22 protein-coding genes and 1 CRISPR repeat array (1 of these 23 running past the window's edge) are annotated in these 21,458 nt (G+C 31.5%); of the genes, 13 read left to right on the forward strand and 9 right to left on the reverse strand.

The annotated features are described in order from the left end of the window. Window positions 1-326: a CRISPR direct-repeat array (repeat unit 29 nt; unit sequence GTTTTAATCAACCAAAGAGGAATTTAAAT) (it extends 1,936 nt beyond the left edge of the window). Window positions 327-345: 19 nt separating this feature from the next. The 9 genes from AA80_RS00345 to AA80_RS00385 form a co-directional block, all read right to left on the reverse strand. Then, entirely contained in the window at window positions 346-3,480 is a 3,135-nt protein-coding gene (locus tag AA80_RS00345) for an AAA family ATPase (RefSeq protein ID WP_103875888.1), read from the reverse strand. Next, window positions 3,477-4,601, reverse strand: coding sequence for an exonuclease SbcCD subunit D (locus AA80_RS00350; protein WP_103875889.1), 1,125 nt, complete (start codon window positions 4,599-4,601; stop codon window positions 3,477-3,479). Before AA80_RS00350 ends, AA80_RS00345 begins: the two co-directional genes overlap by 4 nt. Window positions 4,602-4,688: 87 nt before the next feature. Continuing rightward, entirely contained in the window at window positions 4,689-5,195 is a 507-nt protein-coding gene (locus AA80_RS00355; RefSeq protein WP_103875890.1) for a ferritin-like domain-containing protein, read from the reverse strand. A gap of 91 nt (window positions 5,196-5,286) precedes the next feature. Next, entirely contained in the window at window positions 5,287-5,874 is a 588-nt protein-coding gene (locus tag AA80_RS00360; protein ID WP_103875891.1) for a YciC family protein, read from the reverse strand. 29 nt (window positions 5,875-5,903) lie between these two features. Then, a complete protein-coding gene (locus AA80_RS00365; RefSeq protein WP_103875892.1) occupies window positions 5,904-6,803 on the reverse strand; it encodes a cation diffusion facilitator family transporter in 900 nt (299 codons plus the stop codon). An 11-nt stretch (window positions 6,804-6,814) separates the two neighbouring features. Beyond that, a complete protein-coding gene (locus AA80_RS00370; protein WP_103875893.1) occupies window positions 6,815-7,339 on the reverse strand; it encodes a class I SAM-dependent methyltransferase in 525 nt (174 codons plus the stop codon). A 39-nt stretch (window positions 7,340-7,378) separates the two neighbouring features. Beyond that, on the reverse strand, window positions 7,379-7,870 hold the full coding sequence (locus AA80_RS00375; protein ID WP_103875894.1) for an adenosine-specific kinase: 492 nt from the start codon (window positions 7,868-7,870) through the stop codon (window positions 7,379-7,381). A 74-nt stretch (window positions 7,871-7,944) separates the two neighbouring features. Beyond that, the gene (locus AA80_RS00380) at window positions 7,945-8,415 is read right to left on the reverse strand and encodes a YbhB/YbcL family Raf kinase inhibitor-like protein (protein WP_103875895.1); all 471 of its coding nucleotides are present in this window, start codon (window positions 8,413-8,415) and stop codon (window positions 7,945-7,947) included. Between the two features lie 114 nt (window positions 8,416-8,529). Beyond that, on the reverse strand, window positions 8,530-9,120 hold the full coding sequence (locus AA80_RS00385) for a DUF2179 domain-containing protein (RefSeq protein WP_103875896.1): 591 nt from the start codon (window positions 9,118-9,120) through the stop codon (window positions 8,530-8,532). Window positions 9,121-9,233: 113 nt separating this feature from the next. Between AA80_RS00385 and AA80_RS00390 the strand changes: the two genes are divergently transcribed. From AA80_RS00390 to AA80_RS00450, 13 genes are all read left to right on the forward strand, one after another. After that, a complete protein-coding gene (locus AA80_RS00390; protein ID WP_103875897.1) occupies window positions 9,234-10,745 on the forward strand; it encodes a hypothetical protein in 1,512 nt (503 codons plus the stop codon). Between the two features lie 20 nt (window positions 10,746-10,765). Then, window positions 10,766-12,112: a hypothetical protein gene (locus tag AA80_RS00395; protein ID WP_103875898.1), complete on the forward strand. Its 1,347-nt coding sequence runs from the start codon at window positions 10,766-10,768 to the stop codon at window positions 12,110-12,112. A gap of 170 nt (window positions 12,113-12,282) precedes the next feature. Continuing rightward, window positions 12,283-12,957: a response regulator transcription factor gene (locus AA80_RS00400; RefSeq protein ID WP_103875899.1), complete on the forward strand. Its 675-nt coding sequence runs from the start codon at window positions 12,283-12,285 to the stop codon at window positions 12,955-12,957. After that, a complete protein-coding gene (locus AA80_RS00405; protein ID WP_103875900.1) occupies window positions 12,920-14,275 on the forward strand; it encodes a sensor histidine kinase in 1,356 nt (451 codons plus the stop codon). Before AA80_RS00400 ends, AA80_RS00405 begins: the two co-directional genes overlap by 38 nt. A 13-nt stretch (window positions 14,276-14,288) precedes the next feature. After that, complete coding sequence (locus AA80_RS00410; RefSeq protein WP_103875901.1) at window positions 14,289-15,422, forward strand: cysteine desulfurase family protein; 1,134 nt, start codon at window positions 14,289-14,291, stop codon at window positions 15,420-15,422. Between the two features lie 37 nt (window positions 15,423-15,459). After that, window positions 15,460-16,344, forward strand: a complete 885-nt coding sequence (locus tag AA80_RS00415) for a YicC/YloC family endoribonuclease (protein ID WP_103875902.1) — start codon at window positions 15,460-15,462, stop codon at window positions 16,342-16,344. 113 nt (window positions 16,345-16,457) lie between these two features. After that, complete coding sequence (locus AA80_RS00420) at window positions 16,458-16,745, forward strand: DUF370 domain-containing protein (RefSeq protein WP_103875903.1); 288 nt, start codon at window positions 16,458-16,460, stop codon at window positions 16,743-16,745. Window position 16,746: 1 nt separating this feature from the next. Beyond that, the gene (gmk, locus tag AA80_RS00425; protein WP_103875904.1) at window positions 16,747-17,361 is read left to right on the forward strand and encodes a guanylate kinase; all 615 of its coding nucleotides are present in this window, start codon (window positions 16,747-16,749) and stop codon (window positions 17,359-17,361) included. Between the two features lie 18 nt (window positions 17,362-17,379). Continuing rightward, entirely contained in the window at window positions 17,380-17,598 is a 219-nt protein-coding gene (locus tag AA80_RS00430) for a DNA-directed RNA polymerase subunit omega (protein WP_103875905.1), read from the forward strand. A gap of 53 nt (window positions 17,599-17,651) precedes the next feature. After that, window positions 17,652-18,926 (forward strand): serine--tRNA ligase, encoded by a 1,275-nt coding sequence (serS, locus tag AA80_RS00435; RefSeq protein WP_103875906.1) that lies wholly within the window; start codon window positions 17,652-17,654, stop codon window positions 18,924-18,926. Window positions 18,927-18,932: 6 nt separating this feature from the next. Beyond that, window positions 18,933-19,631: a 16S rRNA (uracil(1498)-N(3))-methyltransferase gene (locus AA80_RS00440; RefSeq protein ID WP_103875907.1), complete on the forward strand. Its 699-nt coding sequence runs from the start codon at window positions 18,933-18,935 to the stop codon at window positions 19,629-19,631. Between the two features lie 16 nt (window positions 19,632-19,647). After that, window positions 19,648-20,484, forward strand: coding sequence for a mechanosensitive ion channel family protein (locus AA80_RS00445; RefSeq protein WP_103875908.1), 837 nt, complete (start codon window positions 19,648-19,650; stop codon window positions 20,482-20,484). Window positions 20,485-20,785: 301 nt separating this feature from the next. After that, the gene (locus AA80_RS00450) at window positions 20,786-21,457 is read left to right on the forward strand and encodes a hypothetical protein (RefSeq protein ID WP_103875909.1); all 672 of its coding nucleotides are present in this window, start codon (window positions 20,786-20,788) and stop codon (window positions 21,455-21,457) included. Window position 21,458: the final 1 nt, after the last annotated feature.

A 21,458-nucleotide genomic window follows, 5' to 3' on the forward strand; every position in this document is an offset into this window, starting at 1 on the left:
TTTGACACTCAGAGTATAGGTACCGGGAGCGGAGTATGGTTTTAATCAACCAAAGAGGAATTTAAATTTATCCAAATATAGTCTATGCGCGGTTCTCAAGGAGGTTTTAATCAACCAAAGAGGAATTTAAATTTGTAATCTTGGCCGCATCAAGGTTTGCGATCTTGGTTTTAATCAACCAAAGAGGAATTTAAATCACGAAGCATATACACGCTCGCCAAAATGAGTGCAGGTTTTAATCAACCAAAGAGGAATTTAAATTTTTTTCCTCCTTTTTTTTCTCTCTTCTCCCCAATGGTTTTAATAAACCAAAGAGGAATTTAAATTGAAAAGCTGGCAGCTAATTTAAAAGAAGGAGAACCTTGTCTGTATATAGCTGCCATTTTTTCCTGGTATTACCTCGATTTTTGAATTAATTCTTTCTTTTAATTCATTTACATGAGATATTATGCCCACCATCCTTCCAGAGCTATTTAACTCTGTTAATACTTCAATCGCACTATCAAGAGAGTTTGTATCTAGGCTGCCGAATCCTTCATCTATGAAAATCGTATCTAAAGATATTCCACCAGCTTCGCTTTGCACTACATCGGCTAACCCTAAAGCAAGAGCTAGTGCTGCTTTAAAACTTTCCCCTCCTGAAAGTGTCTTTATTTCTCTTTCTTTTCCAGTGTATATATCAAAAACCATGATTTCTAAACCTTCACTTTTCCTTGCATCAAGTACCTTAGAAGATCTATGCAATTGATATCTTCCATCTGTTAATTTGTTTAATCTTAGATTCGCTTGAGATAATATTTCTTCAAAATAATAGGCTAGTACATATTTACTAAGGCTGATTCTTGTGTTGTTATCCCCTTTGCTGACATCTCTTAAGTTCTTTATAATTGAATATTCTTTTTCTTGTCTTTCTATTTCTTTTATTACTGTTTCTAAATTAGCTTTTGTGCTTTTCAGATATTTTATTTCATATTCTAAATTTGTTTCCTTTTTAATTAACTCTTCAATTTCTTTTTGTAATTGATCTATTTCATTTACTATAGGTGTTTCATCAGTTTTTTTTAGGTTTTTAGTGGATTCTTCTAAATCAATAAGAAGAGTCTGCTTATCCTTTAATTCTTCTTTATATCTTTGAACTTTCTCTTCCAAACTTTCTATTAAATTAATTTGTTTTTTTAGTGCTTGATATTCTAGTTGGTTCGCTAGTCCCATTCTTCCTAGCATTTGATCAAACTTTTGCTCAGCATTTTTTACTTGGTCGTCTAATTTAGTTATATCTTCGGTTAATGTTTTTATTGTTCCTTTTGAAGAGTTTATTATTTCTGAGATTCTGTTAGATTCTTCTCTTTTTTGTTCGTAAGTGGTTTTGATATCTTGAATAAATTTCCTCTTTTCTTGTATTTCGCTTGTTATTCCATTTTCAGTTTTGTTCTCTAATTGTTCTTTGAGATTTGTAATTTTAGTTGTTAGTTCTATAATTTCTGATTTCGATTCATCTATAATTTTTCTCAACGTTTCCCTTTGCTCTTCTAACTCTTTAATTTCTTCTTTTATTTTTTTATTAAGGTTTTTCAGTGATTTGACTTTTTCGTATATTTTTATTTTTTGGTCGTATTCTTGTTTTTGCTGGTCTAATTTATCTTCGAGCATTTTTATTAAATTTTGTATATGAGTGTATATATGCTCACTTTCTTGGGGAATTTGTAATCCTTCACAGATTCTTTTATATTCCAATTTAAATAAAGATACCTCTTGTGAATATTTGGTTGAGATGTCTTCGTAATTTTTTAGTATCTTTGTTTTTTCTTTCTCTTTTTTATTCATATTTTGGTTGATTTCCTCTAGTTCTTTTTCTGTTATTAATTTTCCGGTACTTTTGGCAGGAGAAGGGTGAACGGTAGATCCACAAACGGGACATGGTTCTCCTTCTTTTAGATTGGATGCGAGATGGTATGCCTGTGATTTTATAAAATCGGCCGTCTTTTCGTTTTGTTCTTCTCTTAAATCTTGGATTTCTATCTCTATTTCTTCTTTTTCTTTTTTTACTTTCTGATATTTTCTGTGCAAACCTACCAATTCTGTGTATTTTTTCAATAATTCGCCGGCTGCAGATAATAATTTTTCATTTGTACTAATTTCGTTTTTAAGTATTTCAACGTTTATATCTTCGTTTTCTGATATATAATTTTCATTTTGTTCCAATTTTTCTTGAACTTTTGAAAGTTTCTTATCCTTTTCATGACTTTCATTAACCTTTACATCCAAAAGTTTCTTTTTTGTGTTATATTCTTTTATTAAGTTTTTGTACTTAACGTATTTATCTAATTTTTGGTTGAGATCTTCAATTTCTTTTTCAACAGCGGATATATTTTGGTATTGCTTTTCAATTTCTGGTAATTTTTCGTTGATTCGTTGCTTTTCTTCCATACTTTTATCTAATATACTTTGTTGATTTTTGAGTTGGTTCTTTTTATCGTTTAATTCTTGCTGGTATTCTAAGTATCTTTCTTCGTATGGAAGCATCTCTTTTGCTTTCTTTAAGCTATTAAGGAGTTCTTCTTTTCCTTGAATATACTTGGAATTTTGTTGAAGTTCCTCGATCTCTTTTTTAAGGGTTTCTTTCTTTTCGATTAGTTCGTTAGCTTTTTTTATCTTCTCAAGCTCTGTGTTTAGTTTTTGAAGTTCATCTTGTTTTTGAGATTTTTGTTTTTTGGTTTCTTCTTTTGAAATTTCCTTACGCCTAATTTCTTTTTTTAATTGGTCAATTAAATTTTCAGGGTCGATGCTTTCTAACTGCAATAATTGTTTGTATCCTTCTGATTCAAGATTTATTGATTCTAGTATGTTTCTGACTTTTTGTCGTTGGTCTTTTAATCCTTTTTCTATATTTTTAAAAATCTCGTCTATTTTTTGTTCAAAACTTTCATATATACTTATGTCAAATATCTTCCTAAAAATCTCTGCTCTTTCATTTGAATTTGCTGTTATAAACTTTCTGAATTCCCCTTGCGGAATCATTATTATCTGTTTGAATTGTTCATAGTTAAGGCCCAAATATTCTTCTACCTTACTATTTACTTTTTTCACCCCTGATTCATGTAATATCAATTCACCATTTTGATATATTTTTATACTAGCTTGACTATTTTGTTTTGTGGTCCCTTCACCGTCTTTTTTGGATCTTTCGTAAGAAGGCGTCCTTGAGATTTCTATCCTTTTATCTTTGAATTGAAACTCAAATTCTACGTATGTGTCGGTGTTTTCATCTGCAAAATGAGACCTCGCTATCGCATCTCCTCTTTCCCCCATCGACCCATTTCCGTATAATGCATAACAGATAGCATCGAAAATAGTAGTTTTACCCGCACCTGTTGGACCGGTAATTAAGAATAAAGTATCGTTTCTTAATTTGATAAAGTCTATTTCCTGCTCTTCTAAAAAAGGACCAAACGCTTGGAATTTTAATTTTATGGGTCTCATCTTTCTTCACCACTTGTCTTTAGGAGTTCATTGAAAATACTTGTTACTATCTGTTTTTCCTCAAAAGAAAGTTCTTGGTTCTTGACCTCTTTGTAAAACGACTCGAAAAGATCCACTGGTGATATTTTCTTTATGTTATAATCTTTTGTCTTTATTTCATCATTTGTTTTTAAATTAGGAAAATCCAGGGACAGAACATTCGGAAATTTCGCTCTCAGTTTGTTTATAGCATCATATACAGGTTTAGAATTTTCTAATATTATTTGAAGATAATCATCTGAACTCTCCGTTTTCATTATGTCATCAAAATATCCTCTTATCACCTTCATATCTTTGGCAGTATTAAAGCTCAATTTTTCAACTAGTATACTGCCCTTTTCTTTCATTTCTACTAGATTCATCCCTTTTTTATGGTCTACTTCACTGAATGAGTACTTTAAAAGAGAACCTGAATAATATATATTTTTGATCTTTTGAGGTCTGTGAAGATGTCCAAGGGCAACGTAATCAAATTTATCAAAAACCGAAGGATCAATATATTCGCTTCCTCCAATTGATAAAGGCCTTTCGGATTCGCTATTCAATCCACCCATTATGTATTCATGAGCTATCAATACGTTTCTTTCATCTTCATTCACATTAATACTATCTATGTAATGCTTCAAAAGCTGGGTTTTATTTTCAAAATTTATCTTAAATATATCACTGGCTTTTTGAGGATCAACATATGGAAGCATAAAAAAATTAACGAGGCCAAACTCGTCTTTAAAGGTGACTTTTTTAACTTCTTTTTTTAAAGTACCTTCGATATGAAGGTTCATATTAGAGAGTATGCCGTTTAAGAACTCAAGCCTTTCATCGCTATCGTGATTTCCTGAGATTATAAGTGTGGGAATTTTTAATTCTAGTACAACTTTGGAGAGTACTTCGTTCAATAGATTAATTGCTTCTGAAGGAGGGATACCTCTATCGTATAAATCTCCTGATATCAATAGTACATCTGGTGGAGTTTCTGATAAATATGCCAAAAAATTGTCTAAAACATATTTTTGATCCTGGGTCATATAATTGGAATATATTATCTTTCCAAGATGCCAATCTGCAGTATGAATAAATTTCATGGTGACCTCCGAATACCTAAATAATTAGATCTTCTAGCATTAAATCTAAAAAAGGGATGCAAGTTGCATCCCTCCTGTTTAAATCTTTCAATACAATGGTTCAACATCCATGTGTTCCCAATAATCTTTGGATATTTTTTGATAGAGTGTATAAATCCTATCTCTATGGTCTTTTTCCCATTCGGCTAGATGATTCAGTATTTTTTTTAACTCATCGTCTTCAACACTTTCAGCAGCCTTGTTATAGAAGTTCATAAAATCTTCTTCGATAAGATAAGCCATTCTTAATACCGGTATATCGGATTTTAAGGCAGTAAAATCGCCCCCGTAAACAATTTCTTGGGCAGCTCTTTTGGAAAAAGATTGCCCCACGTCAGTGGGTTGTGAGAAATGTACATAATCGTGACTTTTTACATCTTTTATAAGATTACTTATATAATCTACGTGACCTTTCTCCATCTTACTTAAATCTTCAAAGGTTTCCTTAACCTGTTGAATCTTCACAGTTTTTGCTTTTGATTCGTAAAATTGCATTCCTTCTGTTTCTTTTGATAAAGCATATTCTAATATACCAAGAGCCTTTTTTTGATTCAAAGAAAACACCTCCAAATATTTATTTTTATACTATCTTTAGAAACTCTAACACGTGTTTTTGCGCCCCTTCACCTCGCAATTCAGGTGCCAACTATTTTGAATACTCTACATAAATGTAAGGTATAAGAATAAATTCTAAAATAATTGATAAATAAAGTCCGACAACAGGGATTATTCCCAAAAGAAAAATAACAAGTAAAACTAGAAATATTTGTAAAAAGTTTTCTCCTTTAAAAACGAAAGAAAAACTCCTTTTCATAGAATCGGTAACTGAAAGGTTGTCAACCACTAACGCACACGGTGAAAAAATTAGGAAAAGAGCTAGTATTAATCCTGGAATAACAAAAGCTAAGGTTCCAAGAGATATCAGAAAACCTATCACAATAGAAAGCACGATTATCTCTAAGAGAACTTGACTAATTTGAGAATAGCTTTTTTTAAGATCTATTTCTTCACCTTTTTTATATTGGTCAAATAAGATGGTGGTCCAAGCAAAGAAAAAAACTGTAATAATCCCAATAATAATAGAAGATACTAAATTAGCTATGGGGCCTATAAACCCCACCACATCAAAAAGTAAAGATAAGATAATTCCAATAAAGACAGGTATAAGTATGATAGGATTTTTACCAACTATTTTAAATGGTTCTGTAAAAACATCACCTAGATTTATTCTCACTCGTATTCCCCCTCCAATTTTGTAGACACTTATATAATTTTTTCTTCTTCTAAACATCTATTTTTTTCAAATTGCAAAGTTGTATGATTGATTTCAAATTCTTCTTTTAAAAGTTCGTTTAATTCATCTATACAATCATCCAACTCATAATTATTTTGGTCAAACTTTTCTTGGAGCCTTATATGGGCTTCCATATATTTGTCTTTTCCATCGGTTGTCCAAATGTGAATATGATGAACATCTTTTACGAAATCAAACTGTTCTAACTTTGCTTTCAGTTTTTCAATTTCAATATCCGTCGGAGTTCCTTGTAGTAGTATATTTATAGTATTCTTAAGCAATGGTATACTTTCTACAAAAATATACCCGCTTATCATAAAAGTGAATATAGGATCAACAATGTAAAATTTTTGATAAATGATCAAAAATGCTCCTATGATTACCAATATAGACGAAATAGTATCGCTAAGAATATGGATAAAAGTGGCTTTGATATTTAGATTCGTTTTTGAACCAGAATGTAATAAAAAAGCGGTTATTAAATTTCCTGCTAAACCAATAAAAGCCACGGTTAACATAACTTCCCCCTGTATGATTGTAGGATTTGATAATTTATTAATACCTTCAATAAGTAAATAAACAGCAATAAATATCAAAATCTCTGTATTTACAAAAGCGGCAAGTGTCTCTACCCTTTTATAACCATATGTTCTTTTTGGGTCTCGTTGCTTTTTTGATAAAATTCTTGCGATATAACTTATAAAAATAGCAGAAGTATCGTTCAAATTATGTATAGCATCTGATAACAAAGCTAAACTGTTCGAAAAGATTCCACCCAATATTTCGGCTATGGTTATACCAAAATTCAGTATAACCGACACCAGAAGCTTAAAATCCAGAGCCTTTTCTTCTTGATAATTTAGATCCATAAAACCATCCTCTATTTTGTTGGAAATTCGGTTGATTCATAAACATATATACCGTTTTCATATTTTGAATATTTCCAGTTTGGAAAGGCCCATTGATTTGAAATTACTTTTGCTTCAGGTTTGAGTTCTTTTTTTAACTTATTTTCTAGTTCATTCATCGCAAAATCCACTTGAAAAACTGTTATGATATCAAATTTAGATAAATCTGCTTTCCAAAAGTTTTTCCAATGAATGAACGCTTTTCTTTTTAAGCCAGCTCTTCTGATATTTATCTTTGAAATAATTACTAACAAAGGATTTATCTCAAAACCATGAGCTTGAATACCTTTTCTAGCAAAAGCTATGACAACACGCCCATCTCCGGAACCCAAATCTGCTGAGATCTCTTCTCCTTTTATTTCGGCCAGTTCCAACATCTTTTCAACATCTTTTTTTCTACTTGGATCGAATATTGCGCCTTTTAATGAAAAAGGAATTATCCAGAAAAAGAGTAAATAGAATAGTAAAACTGCTAGAATTATAAAAAATACCCACATGCTTTCTCCTTCATCTTAATAAACTATATAGTGAGCTTATCATCTTTTGTACTTTGTTACTTCTCGCAAGAACGTTTTTCTTTTTTCTTTGTCAACTTCTTTTTCAACACCTACTGGGGGATTCCCGTCTATTACTCCTAATATGCCCCTTCCCTGATCACTTTCAGCTACAATTATTTGGAGAGGATTTGCAGTTGCAGCAAAAATATTAAGCACTTCTTGAACATTCAACAGTTGATTTTTAATATTTATTGGAAAACCGTTTTTTATCATTAATACAAAGCAATGACCTGCTCCTATCTTTTGAGCATTATCGATAGCTACTTTAATTAATTCATCGTCGTTCCCATCGTATCTTATAAGACGAGGACCAGAGGCTTCGTTGAACGCTAAACCAAATTTTAAAGAAGGATTTGTTGTAACTATACCTTCATAGATATCTTCAACAGTTTTTATGAAATGCGATTGCCCCACTATTATATTCGTATCTTCGGGAATATCTAACTGTACGACATCGAGTTTTAAATCCATCTTTCCCCTCCTGATTATTTTTTGAAATAGTGTTTTTAGAAATTCTAAAATTTATATCACAACCCTCAAAAAACTTAATCTCTTTTATACAATCCTACAATTTCTGCCTTTTCTATTATATGACCTTCCATAGCTTTCAATAGATCTTCTTTTTTGGTATTTTGAGGTAAATCCAACGTTGTATCTAATGCGTAAAGTTTGAAATGGTAATGGTGAACTCCATGCCCAACAGGAGGACAAGGCCCCATGTATCCAGTTTGATGAGCACTGTTTTTTCCTTGATTTAATGAAAGCGGATGGGTTACAGAGTATTCTTTTGGGATTCTTTCAGGAATCTCTTCAACCACCTCAATGTTCCATGCCACCCAATGCACGAATGTTCCCATCGGAGCATCTGGGTCATCCATTATCAACGCCAAAGATTTCGCTTTTTCTGGGATTCCTTCGATTAGCAATGTGGGGCTAACATCCCTACCCTCGCAAGTATAGGTACTTGGAATATAATCGTTATTTTTAAAAACTGGTGAGGAAATTTTTAAAGCCATATCAATATCCCTCCTTATGCTAATAATTTAAAAACAACTAACAAATATACAATGCAATTATACCATAAAAATACTTTACTTCTGATGTCTTCAACCAAACTACTACTCTATCAGTTATTTGCCTTTTCGAGTTAGTTTGTTTCTAAATTTGAAATTAACGTTTTGTGGAGGAAAAATTCCTTTGTTGATAGCCCTAACTTCTTCAATTGAATAAAATGCATTTGGATTGAATTCATTAACTATATCAATAATTTTTTTTAAATCTTTTCTTCTAACCACACTGTATATAATTTTCACAGGACCTTTAGATCCCTCCGCGTCTAAACTTGTCACTCCAAAACCACCTTTATTCAAATAATCAACTAAAGGCTGAGCTTCTTTATTGGTTATGACACGAACTAAATTTACTCCAATAGCTATTTTCTCTTCCAAAAAAGCACCTAGATAGTTTCCAGTAGCAAATCCCAAGGCATAAGCGATTGCATAAAGAGGTTTATCTAAATTATTCATAACTTGCGAAATAGCTACAAGCCATACCATTATTTCAAAAAATCCTAATACGGATGCCCAAAACTTGATCCCTTTTGAGACGAAGATGATCCTTATAGTCATCAAACTTACATCACAAAGCCTCATGGCGAAAATTATAATGGGAAAAATTACCAGAGAAAAAAAGGTAGAATCCATAAAAGAAGAAACTTGCACTATAACTTCACTCCTTCTAAAATAGGTTATTTTTTAATAATATAAAATATCTTATCATATTAAGATGATATAATATAGAAAAATAAATAAAATTTTGGAAAGGAGATATTCTTTTGAGAAAAATAATTTTACTAATTATTTCTTTGAATATATTTAATTTGATGTTTTCTTTGAACGTTGATTCATTCTTTAAGTCTGTTGAACTGGTAAACAGTAGAGAAGAGATTGTATCATTTTATTTCACTAATGACTCCGGCAGGAAAATTATTATATACATTAGTTCGTTTTTTGAGAATTCACTCTTTGAAATATCTTATCCAAATGAAATTAGCTTACTACCCTATGAAGCAAAAAAAGCCGATTTTTTTGTTAAAGGTTCAAAATCTTCAGAAGGTACTCATATTCTTACTTTTTCTATAACGGTTGAGGATAATTTACCTGTTGATTCGAAGGTATCTAAAATTAGCTTCCCAATTATTATTAAAATTGTGGATTTGAATACTTCGAATATGCAAATTTCTTTAGATATGCATTGTGATTTCCCCTTTATTTCAAATCAAAAGAACCTAGGTACTTTTTTCCCTATACAATTAGCTAACAATAGCAAATGGGAAATTGACGTTTGGGGAACTTTTTCTTTGTATAAATTAAGTAATAACCAATTGATTTTTCAAAAATCCCTTTTTCAGGACCAATCTATAAATCTTTTACCTCATACTAGTAAAGAAGGCGATATTTTTATTGAAAAATATTTAGCTCCCGAAGAATACAAGATTAGAGCAGAGATATATTATGGATATAAAAATTATTTTCAGGAAAAATATGTTTATGAGAAAGAGTTCAAGATAACAGAGGATTTGTACAAAGAAAAAAACATGCTAAATATAAATACATATCCAGATCAAATTTATATAAAAATACCTAAACTAATGACTCCTAGGGAGTATATCACGACTCCCTTAGAATTTTCTTTGGATGTAGTTAATAATGATTTTTTAGATATAAACGTTTTTTTGGATTTTGAAGAGGAAGATGAGGAGCAAAACTTTTTTAATAGAAAAACAAACGATAAGTATTTATCTATTACACCTAACGAATTTTCAATACCTAAATACCAAAAAGTAGAAACAAAACTAATAGCAGATTACCGAAGATCAAATTTGGTAGAATTAAGTGGCGAATACTACACCAACTTAAGCCTAATAGGAGAAAACAACGATGAAACTCAAGTGGTGCAAAGTAAAATTAATATTCCAATTACATTAGATTTTGGAGATAATATATATAACTCTGAATCAAACATATACATAAAAGAGAATAATCTTTTAAACGATTTCTATAACAATATAACAATCGGTTTTGAAATAAAAAATACGGGAAACTCATCTGTTCATTACGATATCTACATGAAAAAATGGAATTCCACAACAAATAGCCAAGTAGGAAACAAAATTATAGTAAAATCCCAACAATCTCTCTTAGCTGAACAAACGGATGAATTTACAGAGAAATTAGTTACCGAATTAGGAGTAGATAAAATTTTAATAGAGGTTGTTACTAGTAAAGGTACTAATCCCAGTGAAATAATTAAAGTCGATAATTATTCATTAAAGATAGAAAGGTAAAATAAGAAAGGTGGTAAAAGTTGAAAAAAGCTCTAATATTAATTTTCGTCGTTTTTTCATCCTCTTTTTACTTTTCAAACATTCACTTAAGTTTTAACGAAACACCTCTTCAAGAAGTACTACAAAAACTTGAGGAAGTTAGTGGAAGTATTATTCTAACAAAAGCCAATATTTCAGAGAAAATTACCAAAGAAATAAATACATTAGATTTGGAAAGTGCTTTAGATATTGTGTTACATTCTACCGATTATGAATACAAAAAAGTAGGACATAATTTGTATTTAGTAGGGGATTTCGATTTAATAATTCAGGGATCTGTACAAAACGCTACTGAGATTGACTTCAAAATTTTAGAAATAACAAAAATATCAAATATTTTGAAGCTTTTAAACCAGAGAGTTAGAAGAGTTCCCAACTCGAATAGTATAATCTTGTTTGGTAAAGACGAATTGTCATTTGAAATATTAAATTTATTTAATTTTTTGGAAGATAACGCAGGAGAAAACAAGGAAATCACTTATTCATCTTCACATAAAATTTCAAAAAATGTTTATGATTATTTACTCGGCTTAGAAAAAAACCAGAAAAGCTCTCCGATTGAAAATCAAGATGCTATTGGATTTCTAGAATCAAACTTTTCACTGCTTACGGATCTAGAAAAAGTTGAATTTTATGAAAGCTTTGATGTGAATGAAACAGGTGTTAACTTTAAAGATAACATTAACAATTATTATTTGGTAGAAAAAGATAGGGAGTACATTGTTTTAGTTACTTCTACATTTAACTTAGAAAATCTAACAGTCGAAGAAAAAACAAACATTTTCTCACAGCTAAAAACGTCATTTGGAGTAAGTTATCAATTCGATTCTAACGAGATTATGTCTAGTATTTCTTGGCAATTCAACAAATCTTACTTTGATATCTCTTTTGATTTTAATAACAACTTTAAATTTGGATATAAAACAGCGTTGAAAGATAGAGTAAGAATTGGAGCAGTACTGAAAAATGAAGAAGATCAGATAAATATATCTTTTTTATTAGACGATTACGAAGATTTCAATAATTTTGGTCTATACGGTATTCTTCAGATAAACAGTCAGATAGAAAATCTCAGAAGTATTTTAGTAGATTTAAATCAACTAACCTACGATTTAGTTGCTGCAAAAACTTATACCTTTGGAGATAAACAAACAATCGAATTGTCTTTATACCCTGGAATTGGCCTCTCAATAAGTAAGAAAGATCAAGCAAATATATATTTTAATTTCGGCGTGCAGTATGCTTTCCCTTTTCAAAAAAGCGCGATTTTGCTTTCTTACTTATACCATCAATACTCACACACTATAAATTTATCAATTGAATTTTAACCGTGGTGAGCGTTTGCTGCAGTATGCAAAGTACGTTTTTGCAGCCTTGTGCAAAAGGCCTTTTTATAATAAATTTTGATTGTGAACTTGCGGATCTTAAGGGGTTTACCCCTTAACGTTAGAGGGTGAAAGGGCGCTGAAATAAATTTCAACTTTGGAGAGGATTACAAATGTTTAGAATTCTAGTAGTAGAAGACGATAGATCCATCTCAAGGCTTTTAGAGTTGGAATTATCTCACGCCGGCTACAACGTAGAAATAGCAAAAGACGGAGACGAAGCCTTAAAATTCTATGAAAATTTTAAGCCTGATATAATATTATTGGATATAATGTTGCCTATAAGAGATGGATTTAAAGTTGCTGAGGCAATTAGAGACCATGACAGTGATATTGGAATAATAATGATCACAGCCAGAGGAGAGCTAGAAAACAAAGTTAAAGGTTTAAAAAACGCAGATGATTATGTGGTTAAACCTTTTGAAATAGAAGAAATATTGGCAAGAATAGAGGCTTTGTTAAAAAGAATGGGAAAAACTAAAGAACTGATAAAAGTCGGAGACATAGAGATTTATCCTCAATACATGGAAGTTCTTGTAAACAAAAAAAATGTTCATTTGAGCCTCACGGAATTTAACATACTAAAGTTACTGGCTATCAATAAAAATATAGTTGTCTCAAAAGAAAAAATCTTAGAAAAGATTTGGGGATACTACGATGAAGAGAACAACAACTTAGTTGAAGTATACATCAATTATTTAAGAAAAAAATTGAAAGATTCCACACAAAATATAGAAACTGTGCGAGGTGTTGGTTACGTTATTAGGGAGAAAGAAAGTAAAACATAGTGCAATTTTTAGGCAAACAATAGTTTTTACAGCCATTACTATGAGTATAGTATTGACAATTGTTGGCATAGTGAGGATCGTTTTTGTACAATTCACACTTCAAAGTTACAACGACATATATATTGCACAATTGAATGTAAGTGGACTGAATAGGGGAAATGCTAACAATCCTCAGAAACCTCTAGATTTGCTTTACCAAATTATGCAAGATTCAAGTGTATTGAGAAGAAGTTTATTATCAAACAGGATCGTTATTCTAGACGGACAGTTGATTTCAGACCCTTATGGTTTGATAAAGGAAAATTTTAAAATTCCTAGGTTACCGTATCTTTATGAATCTGATGGAATGTACTACATCTTTGCAGGTGTTCCTATATTTGGTTCATCTCTTTTAATAGTCGGCGGACCATCTCTTGAGCTAACAGCTCTTTTGAGAAACTTTGAAAAAGCAGTCTTTGTAATAATAACGACTGGTTTTTTTATATCATTATTAGTATCGTATTTTTTAGCTAAAAACACTCTCAAACCAGTGGTGAAAATGGCAAAACAAATATCTGAAATAGATGCCCAGACCATAGATAAGAGGATATCAGAACAAAAATCACAAGAATTTGATATCTTCGCACAAAAATTAAATTCTATGTTGGATAGAATTGAAAATGCTTTTGAAATACAAAATCAATTCGTTTCCGATGTTTCTCATGAGCTGAGAACACCTTTAACTTCTATAAATGGTTACATTAAAATGCTGAAAAGATGGGGAAAAAACGATCCCAAAATTATGGAAGAATCACTGAACAGTATAGAAGCATCCAGCGAATATTTAAGGGATCTAGTTGAACAGCTCTTGCTTCTGACTAAAAACGATTACCAAATCAAAAAAGAAAATATTGATATTAAAAACGTAGTAAAAGAAACTTTGAATCTTTTTAAATTAGAACTGAACGAATTCAAAATAGATATGCAAGGAAAAAGTTTCTCAGTGAACAGCTCTAAAGAATATCTCTCTTTAATACTCAAAATTTTCATTGAAAACGCAATAAAATACTCATCAAATCAAAAAGAAATAACAATAAAATTAGACCCAGATCAAAAGAGTATAAGTATACAAGACCATGGTATCGGTATTGAACAAACTAAATTAAAAAACATCTTCGAAAGGTTCTACAAAGTAGACTCTTCTCGAAGCGATAAAGGCCATGGATTAGGATTATCAATAGCAAAAAAACTAGCTGATGCGTTAGATATTGAATTAAAAGCTTATTCAGAATTAGGTAAAGGTAGTACTTTTACCTTGATCTTTTTGAATCAACTGTGAGGAGGAAGCTAACGTGGTTTATTTCGACAACAACGCAACTACCCAAGTTGATAGAGACGTTGCTGATTTGATTTTGAAATATATGACAGAATACTATGCAAATCCCAACTCTATTCATCAATTTGGAGTAGATATTGAAAACGATTTAGAAGAAGCTCGAGAGCAAATTTCCGAAGCGTTTAAAGCTTTACCTACGGAGATCTTTTTCACCTCTTGTGCTACTGAATCAATAAATTGGGTTATAAGAGGAGTTGCTAAAGCCAACAAAAATAGAGGCAAACACATTATAACTTCTACCGTGGAGCATTCTGCTGTTATTAACACACTCAAACAACTAGAAAGGGAAGACTTTGAAGTATCCTATATAAATGTGAATGATAAAGGAGTAATAGATCTAAATGAATTGTCAAAAAATATAAGACAGGACACCATACTAGTCAGCTTAATGGCTGCAAATAACGAAGTAGGTACCTTGCAACCTGTTGATGATGCCTACAAAATAATAAAAGAAAAAAATGAAGAAACATACTTTCACATTGATGCTGTACAAGCTATTGGTAAGATACCCTTTGATTTGTACAAATACAAATGTGATTTGGCTTCTTTTTCTGCACATAAATTTCATGGTCCAAAAGGTGTAGGCATTCTTTACAAACGTAGAGGAACAAGAATATTTCCCTTCATAACAGGAGGTCCCCAAGAAAATGGGATGAGAGCAGGAACACAAAATGTTCCAGGAATCGTTGGTACGGCTATGGCTTTGAAAAAATCTATTGAAAATCTTGACATAATGAATTCGAATATAAAAAATATTAGGGATCATCTAGCCGAAGAATTACTAAAAATAGGAGCAAAGATAGTCACTCCCTTAGAAAACTCGGTTCCCAATACATTAGCTTTTTTCTTTCCTAATATACGAGGAGATATTATTGTAAACGCCCTCTCAGAAGAAGAAATTTATGTATCAACCACTTCTGCATGCTCAAGTAAAATTAAATCTTTTAGTAGAGTTATGGAAAGTATGGGATACAAGAATGACGAGGCAAGTGGTATGATACGTATTAGCTTATCTCACTTGAATAAAGACGATGAGGCAGAATTATTCTTGATTAAGTTAAAAAATGTCTTGAAATTTTTGAATTATTGATTTTTTAATGTATAATAAACATAAAGGGGGCGAAAATATGAGAAGTATGACCGGTTACGGGAGAATAACAAAAAATATTGGTGATTACAGCTATAATGTAGAAATAAAATCTCTCAACTCCAAAAATCTAAACATCAACGCTTCAATCTCACCTTTATTTTCTCCATTAGAATTAAATATTCAAAATCTTGTAAAAAAATACTTCAAAAGAGGAACCTTGAGAATCTCTATAGATATAAAATTATTGAAAACAGACAACATAATAGATGTAGACCTAGGATTAGCTAAGGCTTATTACAATGCCCTCAATAACTTGATAAACGAATTGCATTTAGCTGATGATGTTAATTTAGAAGATTTGTTAAAATTCAAAGATATAGTTAAAATTTCCATAGATGAAAAAACTATCGATGATATTTGGAAAGGTATGAAAGAAGTTTTAGAAGAAGTAATCGAAACAGTCTTGAGATATCAAAAAGAAGAAGGTAAAGATCTAAAAGATTTTCTTAATAGTTATTTGAATGAACTTGAAGATATTGTTATTAAAATAGAAGAAGATGCTCACCAAATCAAAGAAAAATACAGAGAACAGTTAAAACACAACATTAATTCTTTGATTAGTAATATAGATAATATCGATGAAAATAGATTGGAAATGGAAATAGTCTTATTAGCAGAAAGAGCCGACATTAGCGAAGAAATAGACAGGTTAAAAAGCCACATTAGAAGATTCAAAAACTTCTTAGAAAATGAAAATAATAACGACAGTATAGGACAAGAACTAGATTTTATTTGTCAAGAAATGCATAGGGAATTCAACACGATCGCCTCCAAATCAAAAATTTTAGATATAACTAACCTTTCCTTGGAAGGGAGAACCTTAGTTAATAAAATTCGGGAGCAGGCTCAAAATATTCATTGAACTATTGTAAGCATTTAACAACATGTTAGGAAACTATTTATAAATTGTATTTTAAAGGTGTTTGAGTGAATGACGATCTAAGGTAAATATTTTAGTTGGTGGAGGTGCTCTTTATGTATGGATTGATCAACATAGGTCTCGGAAATATTGTTGTTGGTGATAGGGTTATAGCCATTGTTTCCCCTACTTCTCAACCCTTAAAAAGATTAAAAGAAATCGCAGAGCAGCAAGGGAAGTTACTAGAAGTAAACCACGGAAGAAAAACTAGAGCTTTTATAATAACCGACTCTGGTCATATTATAGCCAGTGCAATTCAACCAGAAACAATTACCAATAGATTTTTGCAGAACTATTATGACATTGAAAAAGTTTTAGACAAAATACGCAAGGAAGTATTATAACATGGATGGATTGCTTTATATTGTTAGCGGCCCATCAGGTGCAGGAAAATCTACATTGATAAAAAATTCGTTGGACAAAGTTATTGGTTTTTCTTTCTCCGTTTCCTATACCACAAGAGAAAAAAGAGCTGGAGAAATTGACGGAAAAGACTATTTTTTTATCGATAAAAACACCTTTTTTAAAATGAAAGAAGGCGGAGAATTTCTAGAGTGGGCTGAGGTTCATGGAAATTATTATGCCACATCAAAAAAATCCCTTGAGGAAACGTTAAAAGAAAGCCGGGGCCTTGTTTTAGATGTCGATGTTCAAGGAGCTCTAAACATAAAAAAAATTTATGAAAACGCTATATACATTTTTATTTTACCCCCCTCTCACGAGGACCTAGAAAAAAGGCTAAAAAAAAGGGGTACCGAATCAAAAAATTCTTTGGAAAAAAGACTGAAAGACGCAGAATGGGAGATTTCTCATATAAAATATTTCGATTATGTAATTGTAAATCAAGAAATCGAAGAATCGACAAATCAATTGATATCAATCCTTGTGGCAGAACAACTTAAAAGAGAAAGATTCAATGAAAGTACTCCGTTTTTTTTTAAAAAAAATATGAATTTTTAAAATAAGAGGTGAAATCAAATGAATTTAGGAATAAATTACGATAAAATATCAAAAAGAATAAATTACAAATATGTTATTCCTATTATCGCAGCAAAAAGGGCCGAAACCCTAAAAAACTTAGATGAATTGAAAGGGGTTACTGAAAAAAAAGACTACGTAAGTATTGCCTTAAAAGAATTAGAAGAGGGTAAGATACAAGTTAAAAATCCAACTTTATTGGATAGTTTAAGTAAATAGTCTAATTCTAACTTTCATAATACTTTTTAAAACATTCATTTTGGGAGGGTAAAATGTTAGATTTAAAGTATATCAGAGAAAATCCGCAAGAAATAAAAGAAGCTTTAATAAGAAGAAACAACGAAACATCTATAATAGATGAAATCATCTCTCTCGATGAAGAGAGAAGAAAATTGTTGAAAGAAATCGAAACTCTAAGGTCCCAAAGAAATCAAAACTCAAAATTAGTTGCTAAATTGAAAGCCCAAAAGAAAGATGATGAAGCCGATGAAATAATTACAAAGGGAAAGGAAATCTCAGAACAAATTAAAAATTTAGAATCAGATTTAAAAAAAATTGAAGACAATTTATATTATAAATTGTTATGTGTGCCTAATATCCCTGACAGCAGTGTACCCATTGGAAAGGATGAAAACGAAAATCTTGAATTAAGAAAATGGGGGAAACCACGAGAATTTGACTTTGAACCAAAAGCTCATTGGGATTTAGGCACTGAATTAGACCTATTAGATTTCGATAGAGCAGCTAAACTAAGCGGATCTCGATTCACCATCTTAAAAGGAGACATAGCCCGTTTAGAGTTAGCCTTAATCAACTTTATGATCGACTTACATACAAAAGAGCACGGTTACACCTTTATACTACCTCCACATCTAGTTACAAAAGAAACTATAACCTCGTCCGGTCAACTACCAAAATTCGAAGATGACCTATATAAAACTTCTTTGGATCAAATGTATCTAATTTCTACTGCGGAAGTTTCTCTTGCAGGTTTACATAGAAACGAAACCTTAGAATTAAATTCACTCCCTTTAAAATATGTAGCTTATACACCCTGTTATAGAAGAGAAGCCGGTAGTTATGGAAAAGACGTAAGAGGGATGATCAGGCAACATCAATTTGATAAAGTAGAATTATTTTGGTATACCAACCAAGAAGAATCCCCCCAAGCTTTGGAAGAATTAACAAGTCACGCAGAAAAGGTGCTACAACTATTGAATTTACCATATAGAGTGGTTGCTCTATGCACTGGGGACTTAGGCTTTGCAGCTTCCAAAACTTATGACTTGGAGGTGTGGTTACCCAGTTACAATGATTATAAAGAAATATCATCATGTTCGAATACAAAAGATTTTCAAGGAAGAAGGGGAAACATTAGGTACAGAGACAAAGAGAACAAACTACATTTCGTTCACACACTAAACGGTTCTGGATTAGCAGTTGGAAGAACTTTAGTAGCGATAATGGAAAACTATCAAATAGCTAATGGCAAGATAAAAATTCCTGAAAAACTCGTACCTTACATGGGAAAAGAGCTCATAGGTTGATTATAAATGCCAAATACGTTTTACGGAAAAAAAGCAAATAAAGAAATTATTTTAAACGAAGAAGAAACCGCGCACATAAAAATAACTAGAAAGGTCGAGGGAGAAATAATAAAAGTAATAACGGGAGATGGGTTAATATACACTGCAACAATAGTAAAAATTGGAAGAAAAGAAACGATCCTTGAAATTATAGACAAAGAAAAACAACGAGAAGATTATAAACCATATGTATCGGTATATTTAGGCATGAGTAAATGGGATAGAATGCATTTGTTGTTAGAAAAAATGGTTGAATTAAGGGCAAATAGCTTTTATCTTTACCGCGGAGAAAAATCAGAGATAAATTATAAAAATTTGCACAAGTTTCAAAGGACTATAATAGAAACTTCTAAACAAACTATTTTTGCCCACATCCCTCAAATTAATTTTATAAAATTCGAGGAGATTCCTAAGAAAGACACTATAGTACTGGATTTAGATGGAAAAAATAATACTTTAAAAAAAGTCTTAAAAGAATTAAAAGGTAGACAAAAAATAAACTTAGTTGTTGGCCCAGAGTATGGATTTTCAAAAAGAGAAAAAGACTTTTTTTCTACAAACTCATTCAAAACTGTTAATTTAGGTAAAAGCATTTTCCGCTTTGAAACCTCGGTTATATATGCAATGAGTATCATTAACTACGAATACAATAGATTATTTATTTAAAGGGGGGGTAGTTAAAATGCCAGAATGGTTACAAACAACGATAAACTACTTGATAAGAATCGGTATCAGTATTTTAATCATTGTTATAGCTAGGTATTTAGCAAAACTTTTACATAGAATCATAATAAACACAGCAGAAAGAAGCGGAAAAGTTACTCTTCAATACAAGAAATCTTTAATGACAATATTAAATATAGCTATGTATACCTTAGGTGGTTTTATCATTATTTCCGTAATTTTTACCAACCTAAGCGCTTTTTTAGCTGGGTTAGGTATTGGCGGTATAATAGTAGCCTTTGCAGTACAAGAACCTCTTGGTAACTTAATCTGTGGATTTTTAATAATGTTGAACCATCTAGTAGTAGATGGTGAAGCTGTGGAAATAAACGGAATATCTGGCTCAGTAGAAGAGATAAACGTTAATCATGTCATCATAAGAACGTGGGATGGAAGAAGAATTAATCTTCCCAGTAAAGAAGTATGGTCAAGCAAGATCATACATTATTGGCCATCCAACATAAGAAGAAACGAGGTAAAAGTCGGGGTATCTTATTCGTCTGATCTGAACAAGGTAATAAACGTAATAGATGAAGCGGTACGATCAGCCAAATTAGTGCATATAGATGATGACCATCAACCAATGATTCTTTTCGATGGATACGCCGATTCTTCTATAAACTTTATTGTAAGGTTCTGGGCAAAGCGTGAAAATTTCCTTGCTTCGTCGATGGATGTAGCAAAGTCGATTAAACAAAAATTTGAAGAAAATAAAGTCGAGATACCTTTCAATCAATTAGACCTTCACATAAAAGATGTCCCAAATGAAATAACAAAAAACAAAGAAAAAATTTAAATTGTACAAATTTTTAAAGAGGCGGTGAAAACCGCCTTTCTTAATTTTGCAACCATATGCAGGGTAGGACGCGGGGCGAAACCATTATCCAACATTCCTTAAATGGGCGGGTTGCGGGGCGAAGGGACGCTAAAATATTGTTTGCCGCCTTTTGCAAAACGTCTTTTGCTGTTCTGTGCAAAAGTGTTTTCATAATGCCTTGAAATACTTCCAAATTCTCATTTGCGAAGCAAATGATGTTTGTACTTAGGAACATCTAACCTTCATATAGAAAAATATGAGTGTAAGGAGGAACTTTTCCATGGAAAATAAACAAAAGGAAAAACCAAAAAAAGGATCGGGAAAAAGATTCTTAAGGATTATACTAATTTCCTTAATTGTGGCTATTTTTCTGCTTGGAGTTGGTTACATCTACTTTGAATATAATAGACTTTCGTACTTCAATTTGAATCTTCAAAATGGTTGGAGAAGTTATTTGGCTTATTTAATCGATTTTATACCAGGATTAAGAAATTTATCTAATTATGAATATCTAGAGATTTCAGATCCTTTCTATTTACAAAAGGAATTGTTAGATACCAAACTCAAAGCTATACAAGACAAAAGAGAAAAATTAATTGCAGAACAAAATGAATTACAAAAACTTTTAGACCAAGTTTCACAAGAAAGTGCAAGTCTAATGGTTCAGCGAGAAGAATTAGAAAAGCTGAATCAAGACTATCAACAAAAAATTGCCCAATACAACGATTACAATACCAGAATTAACACCCTAGCCAATTGGCTAGCTAGATCAACCCCTCAACAAATTGCCAATGCTTTAAGTAGAGAAGAAGTAAGTGTGGAATTACTAGTTGATGCACTCGCAACGCTTGAATCAAAATCAGCCGCAGAAATACTGCAAGCTCTTGCGCTTGTTAACCCACAAAAAGCTGCTGAAGTAATAGCCAAAATGGGAGAAAAAAGGAGCGAATAAT

Source organism: Petrotoga sibirica DSM 13575 (assembly GCF_002924625.1).
Classification (GTDB): domain Bacteria; phylum Thermotogota; class Thermotogae; order Petrotogales; family Petrotogaceae; genus Petrotoga; species Petrotoga sibirica.